The organism is Microbispora sp. H13382 (assembly GCF_014161445.1).
GTDB lineage: Bacteria > Actinomycetota > Actinomycetes > Streptosporangiales > Streptosporangiaceae > Microbispora.
Window position 1 is genome coordinate 88856 of record NZ_JABBXA010000016.1, and the last position, 12170, is coordinate 101025.

At 73.9% G+C, this 12170-nt stretch carries 7 protein-coding genes and 1 pseudogene; 5 read left to right on the forward strand and 3 right to left on the reverse strand.

Going from position 1 to position 12170, the window contains the following annotated elements; all coding sequences use genetic code 11:
* Nucleotides 1-25 precede the first annotated feature (25 nt).
* Together guaA and HHX41_RS27605 are read left to right on the forward strand one after the other, a co-directional pair.
* Complete coding sequence (guaA, locus tag HHX41_RS27600) at nucleotides 26-1573, forward strand: glutamine-hydrolyzing GMP synthase (protein ID WP_182908301.1); 1548 nt, start codon at nucleotides 26-28, stop codon at nucleotides 1571-1573.
* A 61-nt stretch (nucleotides 1574-1634) separates the two neighbouring features.
* Entirely contained in the window at nucleotides 1635-2855 is a 1221-nt protein-coding gene (locus HHX41_RS27605; protein ID WP_310742202.1) for an acyltransferase, read from the forward strand.
* Here HHX41_RS27605 and HHX41_RS27610 read toward each other — a convergent pair.
* Nucleotides 2794-3531, reverse strand: coding sequence for a polysaccharide deacetylase family protein (locus HHX41_RS27610; RefSeq protein WP_182908302.1), 738 nt, complete (start codon nucleotides 3529-3531; stop codon nucleotides 2794-2796). The two genes, HHX41_RS27605 and HHX41_RS27610, sit on opposite strands and share 62 nt — an antisense overlap.
* A gap of 219 nt (nucleotides 3532-3750) precedes the next feature.
* On the opposite strand from HHX41_RS27610, the gene HHX41_RS27615 reads away from it, so the two are divergent.
* From HHX41_RS27615 to HHX41_RS27625, 3 genes are all read left to right on the forward strand, one after another.
* Entirely contained in the window at nucleotides 3751-5712 is a 1962-nt protein-coding gene (locus HHX41_RS27615) for a glycosyltransferase family 2 protein (protein ID WP_182908303.1), read from the forward strand.
* Nucleotides 5709-7496, forward strand: coding sequence for a glycosyltransferase family 2 protein (locus tag HHX41_RS27620; protein ID WP_182908304.1), 1788 nt, complete (start codon nucleotides 5709-5711; stop codon nucleotides 7494-7496). The genes HHX41_RS27615 and HHX41_RS27620 overlap by 4 nt, the downstream gene beginning before the upstream one ends.
* A gap of 82 nt (nucleotides 7497-7578) precedes the next feature.
* Nucleotides 7579-10941, forward strand: a complete 3363-nt coding sequence (locus tag HHX41_RS27625; protein WP_182908305.1) for a glycosyltransferase — start codon at nucleotides 7579-7581, stop codon at nucleotides 10939-10941.
* Nucleotides 10942-10991: 50 nt separating this feature from the next.
* Here the strand turns inward: HHX41_RS27625 and HHX41_RS42400 are convergent.
* Both HHX41_RS42400 and HHX41_RS41990 read right to left on the reverse strand, forming a co-directional pair.
* Nucleotides 10992-11201, reverse strand: a pseudogene (locus HHX41_RS42400) (DUF3592 domain-containing protein); the annotation flags it as partial.
* 10 nt (nucleotides 11202-11211) lie between these two features.
* Nucleotides 11212-12054, reverse strand: a complete 843-nt coding sequence (locus HHX41_RS41990) for a hypothetical protein (RefSeq protein WP_182908306.1) — start codon at nucleotides 12052-12054, stop codon at nucleotides 11212-11214.
* Nucleotides 12055-12170: the final 116 nt, after the last annotated feature.

Sequence of the window (12170 nt, forward strand, 5' to 3'; positions counted from 1 at the left end):
GCTGCCTTCATGGGGGTCCTTTCCAGTGTCTGAGTTCGACACGGTCCTCGTCGTGGACTTCGGCGCGCAGTACGCGCAGCTGATCGCACGACGGGTGCGTGAGTGCCACGTCTACTCCGAGATCGTCCCGTCGACCATGCCGGTCCACGAGATGCTGGAGAAGAAGCCGAAGGCGATCATCCTGTCCGGCGGCCCGTCGTCGGTGTACGCCGTGGGCGCCCCGCCGGTCCCGGACGGCCTGTTCGAGACCGGGGTGCCGACCTTCGGCATCTGCTACGGCTTCCAGGCCATGGCCCGGGCGCTCGGCGGCGAGGTCGCCAGGACCGACTCCGCCGAGTTCGGCGGGACCGCGCTCCAGGTGCTCAGGGAGGGCCTGCTGTTCGCCGGGCTGCCCGTGGCGCAGACCGTCTGGATGTCGCACGGCGACTCCGTGGTCGGCGCCCCGGCCGGGTTCGCCGTCACCGCCTCCACCGACGCCACCCCGGTCGCGGCGATGGAGGACCCCTCCCGCGGCCTGTACGGCGTGCAGTTCCACCCCGAGGTGCTCCACTCCGAGCACGGGCAGCAGGTGCTCAAGCACTTCCTGGAGGCGGCCGGCTGCCGTCCCTCCTGGACCATGCTCAACATCGTCGAGGACGCCGTCGAGGCGGTGCGGGCCCAGATCGGTGGCGGCCGGGCGATCTGCGGGCTGTCGGGCGGCGTCGACTCCGCGGTGGCCGCCGCGATCGTGCAGCGGGCCATCGGTGACCGGCTGACCTGCGTATTCGTCGACCACGGCCTGCTACGCAAGGGCGAGGCCGAGCAGGTCGAGCGCGATTTCGTCGAGGCGACCGGCGTCAAGCTGCGCGTCGTGGACGCCTCGGAGCGCTTCCTCAAGGCGCTGTCCGGCGTCACCGACCCGGAGGAGAAGCGCAAGATCATCGGCCGGGAGTTCATCCGGGTCTTCGAGGACGAGGCACGCGCGATCATCGCCGACGGGCCGGTGGACTTCCTCGTGCAGGGCACGCTCTACCCGGACGTGGTCGAGTCGGGCGGCGGCACCGGCACCGCGAACATCAAGTCCCACCACAACGTGGGCGGGCTGCCCGAGGACCTCAAGTTCCAGCTGGTCGAGCCGCTGCGCACGCTCTTCAAAGACGAGGTGCGGCGGGCCGGCGAGGAGCTCGGCCTGCCCCCGGCGATGGTCTGGCGCCAGCCGTTCCCCGGCCCCGGTCTCGGCATCCGGATCATCGGCGAGGTCACCCGCGATCGCCTCGACCTGCTCCGCGAGGCCGACGCGATCGCCCGCGAGGAGCTCACCCGCGCCGGTCTCGACCGCGACATCTGGCAGTGCCCGGTCGTGCTGCTGGCCGACGTCCGCTCGGTCGGCGTGCAGGGTGACGGCCGCACCTACGGCCACCCCGTCGTCCTGCGGCCGGTGAGCTCCGAGGACGCCATGACCGCCGACTGGTCGCGGGTGCCGTACGACGTGCTGTCGCGCATCTCCACCCGGATCACCAACGAGGTCCGCGAGGTCAACCGGGTGGTCCTCGACGTGACGAGCAAGCCGCCGGGCACCATCGAGTGGGAGTAATCCGGGATCGATGAGTTAGATCAACCGGATTGATCCCGGCCGTGCTGGATAGGGTATCGCGGTGATTGCCACTCAGCCCGTCACCGCTCGCTCCGGCGCCAAGGCCACCAGACTCGCCTGGCTCGACGCCCTGCGGGGGATCGGCGCGATGGCGGTGGTCGCCGAGCACGCGCTGCCCTGGCTGATGCCGTCGTTGCGCCCCTACTGGTTCAGCCTCGGCATGTACGGCGTGCTGGTCTTCTTCCTGGTCAGCGGGTACATCATCCCCGCGTCCCTGGAGAACAGGGGTGACGTCGGGGCGTTCTGGGTCAGCCGGGTCTTCCGGTTGTACCCGCTGTATCTGCTGGTGATCGCCCTCGTGCTCGCGATGGCGTTCTGGGTTCCGGTGCGGCAGGAGGTGCCCCGGCACCCCTCGGCCGTGGCCGCGCACGTGAGCATGCTGCTCGACGTCGTCCACACCGGCGCCCTCGCCGACCCGATGTGGACGCTGTCGTACGAGATGGTGTTCTACCTGCTGGTGACCGCGCTGTTCGTGGGCGGCGTACACCGGCGCAGCGGGACGCTGGCGATCGCCTTCGGCGTCGTGGCGGTGGGTGCCGGGCTGGTGCTGTCGGCGCCGCTGCTGCCGGGGCCGTGGCCCGCCGTCGCCACCGGTGTGCTGTTCGTCGCGGGCCTGGTCTGCCTGATCACCGGCCGGTTCCGGACCGTCGCGGCGTACGCGCTGGGCCTGATGGCGCTCGTGCTGCTCGTGTTCGGCAGCTTCGTGCCGTGGTTCGGCGCGGCGATCCTCGCGGTGATGTTCACGGGGACGGCGCTGTACCGGTGGGAGCGGGGGACGGCCGGGCTCGGCCCGGTCGTGGTCGCGGCGGCCTTGGGGGCCGCCGCGCCGGTGTGGTCGATGCAGGCGGGATGGTGGTGGGTGCAGCCCGACGTGTGGATCACCACGATGGTCCTCGCCGGCGGGACGTTCGCGCTCGGCATGGCGCTGCGCGGGCGGCGCGTCCCCGGCGTGCTGACCTGGCTCGGCCTGATCAGCTACTCGGTCTACCTGCTGCACCACCCGCTGCTCAAGTATCTGAACGTGCTCGCCGGCGACCTGCGGTCGCTCGCGCCGACCGGCCGGACGGCTCTCGCGCTCGGCTACCTCGTGGCGCTGCTCACGCTGAGCTGGCTCACCTACCGCTTCGTGGAGGCGCCGGCCCAGGCGCTGGGCCGCAGGATCATTCGACGGCGGCCGTCGTCACCGTCCCCGACCGGTCGGGATATACCTGTCCCGGGGTGAGCTCCCGGCCCTCCAGCAGGGTGGACACCGTCACGAAGCTGTAGCCCTCCGCGGTCAGCGTCTGGAGCACCTCGGGCATCGACTGCACGGTCTCCTTGACGGTCTCGTGCATCAGCACGACCTCGCCCTCGCCGGCCACGTCGAGGGCCCGGTCGGTGAGAAGGTCCACGTGCCGGTAGTCCTTGATGTAGTCCTTCGTGGCGGTCGTGCCGGGCACCTGGAGGAGCCCGAACTTGGCGGTGATCTCCTGCACTCCGCCGTTGCGCAGCCCGCCGGGGGCGCGGAAGAGCTTCGGAGCCTTGCCCGTCGTCTTCTGGATCAGCCGCTGGGCGTCGCCGATCTTCTTGTTGATCTGGGCGTACGTGAGCTCGGTCAGGTACCTGGCGTCCCACGAGTGGTTGCCGATCTCGTGGCCCGACTTGGCGATCAGCTGAGTGAGCTTCGGATGCTTCTTCACCTCCGTCCCGATGACGAAGAACGTCGCCTTCGCCTTGTATTGGGCGAGAGTCTTCAGCAACGTCTGGGTGTACGGCCCCGGACCGTCGTCGAAGGTCAGGGCGATGCACTTGTGGGTCGCGCAGTACGGCTCATCGGTCCCGCGAGCCTGCGCGGGAGTGGCGGTGGCCGCTGCGAGGGCGCACGCGACGGCCACAGGGATCAGGCGACGTACAGCCATGGGGATACTCCTCGGGAATCTATAACGCGGCATCGTAACGTGCTTCGCGGCGCTTCCTCCTCGTCAGTCCGGTTCCGTACCGCGGGAAAACCCGCGTCCACCTGCGGCGGGAAGCGATTAAACCTTCGGCCAAGGAAGGGCCTAAGGCGGCCCCGTCACAAGCGGGGTTCGCGATGCTGGGCCGGTCGGAAGAGGAACCGGGCAGTGTGAGGAGGGCGGGTGACGCGAGCCGCCTCCCGTTCGGCGTGGGGGACGTGGATCGGGTTCGAGTCCTGTCCCGCGCTGCTCGGTCGCCTCGTCGAGGGCTTCACCGGTCCCTGGACACCGCTGGAGGACGTCCCCGTTCCCACGCGGGTGGCGGACGACGCGGACGCGAGCCCTGGGGCCGAACCCGCCCCGCCAAGCGCGGACGACGTCGGCCGGGCGCCGGGCGGGACCGGTGCGATCGGATGCGTCGTGCTCGCCGTGCGGTCCCCTGCCGATCTACGCAGGGCGGTGCCGCTGCGCGGCCTGCTGCCCACGGCCACGCGGGTGCGGATCGCCGTCGCCGACGTGCCGCCCTGGGCGGCTCAGCCCCTGCCGGCCGCCACGCCGGGCGCCTGCTGGCGTCACCTGGCCGAGATACGGGTCGCCCGCCGCGGGCGCGGCTGGCACCTGGACGCCGCCTTCACCGAGCCCGTGCCGGCCGGCGACGTCGTGGCCCACGTGGCGCGCGGCCTGTTCGGCGCGTGCGAGGCGACCACTCCCGTCGCGGGGCTGGAGGGCGGCGGCACGGCCGACTGGCGGCCCGGCGACCCCAACGTGACGCTGGTGCCGCCCGGCGGGCCGGTGCCGGACCGCCGCGACGCCCCCGGCTGCGATCTGCCGCTGCGCCGGGCGCAGGCGGACGGCCCTCTGGTTGACGGTCCGATGCTTGACGGCCCGGTGCTTGACGGTCCGGTGCTTGACGGTCCGATGCTTGACGGCCCGGTGGTGGACGGCCTGCTGCCGCCGCTGGACGAGGCCGTGGTCAACCCCATCGGGTTCCGCCGGCAGCCCTCGCGGGGGATGGCGGCGCTCGCCGCGCACCGGGACGGGTTCGCCGTCACCCTCGGCGCGGACAGGCTCGTACGCCTTCCGGCCTCGGGACGGGTCACGGACGTCGACGTCGCCCGCCTGCGGGACGTGCGCGGGATCGAGGTGCCCGTGATCGGCCCACAGGCAGGGGAGGGGCGGGCGACCGCGGTCGCCCGCGTCGTGGCCGCCCTCGCCGCCGCGGGGATCCCGGTGCTCACCGCACCCGATCCCGCCCGCGACCGGGCGCTGGGCCCCCGCCTGGCCGCCGCGCTCGCGACCGTGACCGGCGAGGCCATCGCGTCCGATCTGCGCCGTGAGGAGCTGAGCATCCGCCTGCGCAGGGCCGCGCTGCGCGAGCACGGGGCCGCCGCCCGCTGGCGGGGTCTCGCCCTGGCCGCCGGCCTGCCGGTGCCGCCGGAGCCGCGGGTCTCGATCCTGCTGTGCACGCGCCGCCCGGAGATGGTGCCGTTCGCGGTCGAGCAAATGGAGCGCCAGCGCGGCGTGACCGCCGAGCTGATCGTGGGGCTGCACGGCTTCACGGCGAGGGAGACGGCGATCCCCCGCACGCGGCTGCCGCACACCGTGATCGAGGCCCCGGCCACGACGCCGTTCGGCGAGGTCCTGAACCGGATGGCGGCCGCCGCGTCCGGGTCGTACCTGACGAAGGTGGACGACGACGACTGGTACGGCCCCGACCACCTCGCCGACCTCCTGCTCGCCCGGCACTACAGCGGCGCCGACCTCGTCGGGACGGCGGCGGAGTTCGTCTACCTGGAGTCGCTCGACGTGACGATCAGGAGGTGCATCGGCACCGAGCGGTTCGCGCCGCTCGTGGCCGGGGGCACGATGCTGGTCACCCGCGCGGCGTTCGAGGCGGCCGGTGGATTCCGGCCGCTGGCGAGGACCGTGGACGGCCAGCTCCTGCAGGCGGTAGAGGCCGTCGGCGGCCGCGTCTACCGCACCCACGGTCTCGGCTACGTGCTGCGCCGCCGCAGCGCGTACGGCCACACCTGGCGCCAGCCCGTGCAGTCGTTCCTCGCGGCCTACCAGGAGCAGTGGCGCGGGCTGGTCTTCAACGAACTGATGGAGGACGGTGCCCCATGGCGGGCGGAGGTGAGGACGTGACGGGGGCTGTGCGCATCCCGCTCAACGACTACGGGGTGCTCGGGGAGCCGCCCGCGCCCGGGGAGTGGACTCCGACGCGGACGGTGAGCGTGGTGATCCCCGCCTACCGCGCGGAGCGCACGCTGCCGCTCACGCTGGCCGGCCTGGCCCGGCAGACCTACCCGGCCCACCTCATGGAGGTCGTGGTGGTGGACGACGGCGACCGGCCGATGGCGCCGCTGCCCGACTCGCCGGCCGGGCCGCTGCCGGAGCGGCTGCGGGTGGTCCGCCCGCGCGGCGGGGCGTGGGGCAGGGCGAGCGCCTGCGCGGCGGGGGCCGAGGCGGCGCAGGGGGAGGTGATCCTCTACCTGGACGCCGACCTCGTGCTGTTCCCCGAGCACGTGGAGGCCCAGATGCGCTGGCACCACCTGGCCGACTACCTGGTCGTGCTCGGGCATCTGCGGTTCGCGCCCGGCCTGGACGAGGTCCCGGCGAGCGAGGTGCTCGCGGCCGTCGAGGCGGGCGCGGTGCACAAGCTCTACGCCGAGGAGGACGCCACGCCGCAGTGGACCGAGCGGCGCTGGGACCAGACCGACGACCTGCGGGCGGCCGGGTTCAACGCCTTCTCCGTCATGGTCGGGGCCACCGCGTCGCTGCCGGCCCGCCTGCTGTGCGCCGCCGGAGGGCTGGACGCCTCGCTGGTCCTTGGCGAGGACACCGAGCTCGGCTACCGGCTGGCCCAGGCGGGGGCCGTGTTCGTGCCCGACCGCCACAGCCGGTGCTGGCACCTCGGCCGGTCCACCGTCATGCGCCGGGAGACCGACGTGAAGCGGCACAACTGGCCCCACCTCGCCGAGCGCGTCCCGAGCTTCCGCTGGCTGCGCAGGCACCCCCACCGCTCCTATCTGGTGCCGTACGTCGACGTCGTGGTCGAGGTGGGGGACGCGTCGTTCGAGGAGATCAGGGCCACCGTCGACGCCGTGCTCGCCGGGCGCCTGCCCGACGTGCGGGTGACCGTCGTCGGGCCCTGGGGGCGGCTCGGCGGCGGGCGCCGGGACCCGCTCGGCGATCCATCCCTCGACCTGCGGCTGGTGCTCGCCTGCTACCAGGGCGAGCCGCGCGTGCGGTTCCGCGAGGCCGTGCCGGACGACTGCTTCCCCGTGCCGTTCCGTTTCCACTGCCCGCCGGGCTGGGTGCCCTCGCGCGGCACCATCGGGTCGGTCGTGAAGCACGCCGACCGGCAGCGGCTGGGCATCGTCTCGCTGGCGCTGGACGAGCGGAAGGACGGCCGCGTCGTCAGCGCCCGGCTGGAGCGCACCGCCGCGATGAGCCGTGCGCGGCGATGCGCCGGGCCGGGGGACGACCTCGACGACCTGGTCCACGAGATGTACGGCACGGTGTGGGACGCGGGCTCCACGTGGGGATTCCTGCCCGCCGCGCTCGCCGCGGCAACCGTGCCGCCGATGCCCGGCCGCGCGTGGACGGGCGCTCCGCGTGAGGCGGGCGCTTCGCGTGGGGTGACGGCTCCGCGTGCGGCGGGCACTCCGCGCATGCCTGCATCGCTCCGCTCGGTGCCGAAATCGCTCCGCTCCGTGCCGAAGTCCCTTCGCTCGGTGGCGAAATCGCTCCGCTCCGTGCCGAAGTCCCTTCGCTCGCTGCCGAAATCACTGCGCTCACCGCTCGCCCGCTCGGTGCCTGAACCGCTGAGCTCGGTGCCCAAACCGCTGAGCTCGGTGCGCAGGCCGCTGCGCCGCACCGCCCGGCTGCTCCGCAGGCGCCTGCGCGCGCTCGTGCGCCCGGCCTGAGCCCAGCGACCGCCGACCTCCGGCCGCCGACCTCCGACCTCCGACCTCCGATCGCCGTTCCGCCGACTCGCAAGGACCAGCCATGCCCCGCCTGAGCGTGATCGTCCCCATCTACGACGTGGAACCGTACCTCGCCGGATGCCTGGCCTCGGTCGCCGCGCAGACCTGGGAGGACGTCGAGGTCGTCATGGTCGACGACGGCTCCCCGGACGGCAGCGCCGGGATCGCCGCCGGCTTCGCGGCGCGGGACGGCCGGTTCCGCCTGGTCCGCCAGGTCAACGCGGGGCTCGGCGCGGCACGCAACACGGGGGTGCGGCACGCGACCGGGGACTACGTGATGTTCCTCGACAGCGACGACCTGCTGCCGGCGCACGCCCTCGAATACCTCATGGCGTCCCTGGAGCGTACGGGGTCGGACCTCGCCACGGGCAACGTGCTGCGCCTCGACGGGCGCGGCGCCCGTCAGTCGGCCATGCACCGGGCCGTGTTCGCCGACGCCGCCGCGGCGACCCACATCACCCGGACGCGCACGCTCCTGCGCGACCGCCTGGTGACCAACAAGCTGTGGCGCCGCTCGTTCTGGGACGCCCACGGGTTCGCCTTCCCCGAAGGCGTGCTGTACGAGGACATCGCGGTGGCCCTGCGCGCCCACTTCCTGGCGCGGGCCGTGGACGTGCTGCCCGCGCCGGTCTACCTGTGGCGGCGGCGCGAGGGCGGCGGCCGTTCGATCACGCAGGACAAGACGCGGACGGCGCATCTGGAGGACCGGTTCGCCGCCGTCACCGAGGTCCGCCGCTTCCTGAGCGAGCACCACTTCACCGCGCACATCCACGCCTGGGACCACGCCGTCCTCGACGGCGACCTCACGAACTTCCTCGACGTCCTCGACCAGGGCCCCCCGGCGTTCCGGGAGCGCTTCCTCGACCTCGCCGGCCTCTACCTGGAGGACGTGGCGCCCCCCGTGCTCGACGGGCTGCCCGCCCTGCGGCGTCTGCAGTGGCATCTGGTGCGGCTGCGCCGCCAGGCCGACCTGCTGGAGGTCCTCGCCTGGGACCGGGAGGTGGAACCCGACCGGCGGCTCGTCCGCAGGATGGGCGGTCACCACCTGAACGTGCCCCTCGCACGTTCCGCCGAGATCCCCGCCGCCGTGACCAGGGCCAGGGACGAACTCGTCCCGCGCCACCGGATCGACGCCGTCCGGTGGGAGGACGGCGTGCTCGTGGTGGAGGGCCGCGCCGCACCGCCGTTCCTGCGGCCCACCCGGCGCGTCCACCAGCAGGTCTTCGCCACCCTCGTCCACGAGCGGACCGGACGGCGCGTCCGGGTGCCGGCCTCGGTCATCAGGACCCGGATCTCCGCGAAGTCGAAGGAGCGCGACTGGGGCGGCTTCCGGCTGGCGATCGACCCCGAGGCGCTGGCCAGGCCGGGCCGCCTCGGGCGGTGGCACGTGGAGCTGCGCGTGCTCCACCGGGGCGTCCTGCGGCGCGGGCGGCTGACCGATCCGCGCGCCGCCGCCTCGATCGCCGAGCAGGCGGGATACCGCGCCGTGGGCCCCGACCACTACGTCGCGCCGCTGCTCGGAGAGACCGGCGACCTCGTGCTCCGGGCCGAGCGGGAGACCGCCCGGGTCGTCACCCACGAGGTGCGAGACGGCCGCCTGCGTCTGGTGGGCCACGTCGTCAACGACCTCGGGCCGAGTCCGCTGCTCCAGGTCACCCGGCGTCCCGGCGGCGTCCCCCGCACCTGTCCCGTGCACGTCGACCGGCGGACGTTCGAGGCCGTCGTCGACCTGCGCGACCTGCTGCCCGCGAGCCGGACCTCCGAGTTCCGGGAGGTCGTGCCGGCGGAGGTCGCCGCGCCCGAGGTCTGGTGGGAGGTCGCGGTGCGGGCCGCCGACGGCACGGTCACGCCGGTGACCCTCGCCGAGGACGTGCCCACCGGCCGCTACGGCCTGGCCGGCCGGGAGATGGTCGTGTTCCGGGACCGCACCGGCGGCCTGGTCCTGCGGGACCAGCCCGTCGCGGCGTACGCCGACCTCGCCGAGTGGCTGCCGGGCGGCGAGCTGCTCGTCGAGGGCGGCCTCGCCGTGCCGTACGAGATGTCGGCCCTGGTGGTGACCGCGCTCAACCCCGTTCCCGGGCGCGGGGAGTGGCTGCTGCCGATCGAGGGCGCGGGAACCCGCTTCCGGGCACGGCTGACGCCCGAGCGGGTGGGCTCACCCGCCGGGCCGCTGCCGCTGCCACGCGGCCGGTACGCCCTGTCGATCCGGGCACGCGCCGCCGGGGGGAGCTGGGCGGACCTGCCGCTGGAGTTCGACACGGACGTGCCGGCGGCCCACCAGACGGCCCGCCGTACGTTCGGGATCGTCACGACGGGCCCCGGCCGGGCCCTGCTGACCGTGAGCGGCGACCTGACCGCCGACGAGCGCGGCAGGAAGGCGCAGCGGGCGCTGCGCACGACGGCCTATCCCCAGATGAGGGACAGGCCGTTGCGGGACGCCGTCCTGTTCGACGGCGGCGCGGGCACCCGATTCGGCGGCAGCCCGAGGGCCGTCTGCGAGGAACTGCGCCACAGGGGGATCGACCTGCCGTTGCTGTGGAACGTGCGGGACGGCCAGGTCGCCCTGCCGGGCGACGTCGAACCGGTGCGCATGCTGGGACGGGAGCACTACGAGGCCCTCGCCCGGTGCCGGTACGTCGTCACCGACGCGCCGCTGCCGCCGTGGTTCGAGCGCAGGCCCGGCCAGATGGTCGTGCAGACCTGGCAGGGCCCCCTGTACACGGGCAAGGACGCCCCCGGCGGCTTCGGGGCGGGTCAGTGGACCCATCTCGTCTCCCCGGGCCCGCTTTGGACGCCGCTGCTGCGGCGGACGCTCGGCTTCGACGGCGAGGTGCGGGAGACCGGCCTGCCGTGCGACGACCTGCTGACCGGTCCCGGCGCCCGCGAGCGCGCCGCCGAGGTGCGGCGCCGCCTCGGCCTGCCGGAGCCCGCCCGCGTCCTGCTGTACGTCGCGGGGGAGCACGACACACTCGACGCCGGGCGCCTGGCGGCCGGGCTCCCGGAGGACCATGTCCTGCTGGTCCGCCGTCCCTCGCGGCCCGGGCCGGACGACGCCCGCCTCCGGGACGTCACGGGCCATCCGGACCCGCATGAGCTGTACCTCGCCGCGGACGTCCTGGTCGCCGGGGACGTGACGGCGGTGTTCGACTTCGCCGTGACGGGGCGGCCGGTGCTCATGCACGCCGGCCGGCCGCAGGACCTGTGGCTGCTTCCCGAGGCGCCGGGGCCGGCGCTGCTGCGGGAGGGGGAGGTGCTCGACGCGGTCGCGCACCTCGACGAGGTCGCCGACAAGCACCGGGACGCGTACGCCGCGTTCCTGGCGCAATACCGCCCGCTGGCCGACGGGCAGGCCGCCCGCCGGGTGGTGGACGCGCTGTTCGGCTGACCGCCGCGATACGTGTGCCGCTGTCGGGTGACGGCGGCGACCAGCGCGACGAGGCCGATGGCGAGGAAGACGCAGCCGACGATCGCCGGTCCCACCGCTCCGGCCCGGCCACGCCCCGACGAGGTGTCCATCCGCGCCTTGCGCGGATCGTCCGGGTCGTACAGCACGGCGACCTGGCGGCCCGTGAGCCGGAAGATCTCGAAGGACCCGCCCTTGGTCTGGCCGAGGAATCTACCGGCCGCTCCCGAGCCTGGGAAGATCTGCCGGCGATCAGGGGTCGAAGACGTCGAGGGCGCCCATGGCGATCCTGGCCCGCACGTCGTCGACCGTCATCGACTGTCCCGAGACGCCGCGCACCAGCACCGGCCAGTGCGCCGCCGCGGCCTCCACCAGCTCGGCCGCCAGCGCCTGCGATCCCGGTGCCTCGAACACCTCCAGCAGCACGCAGGTGCAGGGGGCGTCGCCGAGTACGTCGCGGGTGACCGAGGCGGGGCCGGGCAGGGTCGCCCGGGCGTCGGCCAGCTGCACCCAGACCCGGGCGAGCCCGCGTTCGACAAGCGCGTCCGCGTCCTCACCGCGGCCCGCGAGACCGCCCAGCGACCGGACGAGCCGTTCGACGTGCCGGGGCGTCACGTCATGGGGGAGCGCCATCGTCACGAGGGCGACCCGGCCGCGGCGCGCCGCGGCGGGGGACGGGTCGTGCCATTCCACGGCGTCGAAGAAGCCCGTCCGCCGATTCGCCAGCCGCCGGTGGAACCGCTGGACGGTGAGGATCTCACCGCCGAAGTCCCTGACGAGCAGCGGCCAGCGATCGGCGGCCGCCAGCACGATCTCGGCCGCGAGCCACTGGCTCCCGGGCTCGCTGGTCATCTCCAGGACCAGGGCGGACCGGGGCGGCAGGCCCAGCGCGGACGCGTACGCGGCCCGGAGATCCTCGTAGCGGAGCAGGCCCGGGTCGAGCCACGCCCGGACGGTTCCCCCGTCGCGGTCGAGGGCCGCGTCGTAGTAATCGGGCGAGCCCTCGCCGGCCTCGCAGCCCAGCGACTCGACCAGTTCTCGTACGTCGCCGGGCGTGATGTCCGCACCGAGAACGACGACGACGTTCCTCGACACCTGATCTCCTCCCCACCGCTCGGTGGACCTCCCCGCCCGGCTCGCGGGTCAAGAGGCCGCAAAGCGACGGTAAGGCAATGGGGATGGGCCGGGTGGCGTGCCGCCGCGCGTCGGCA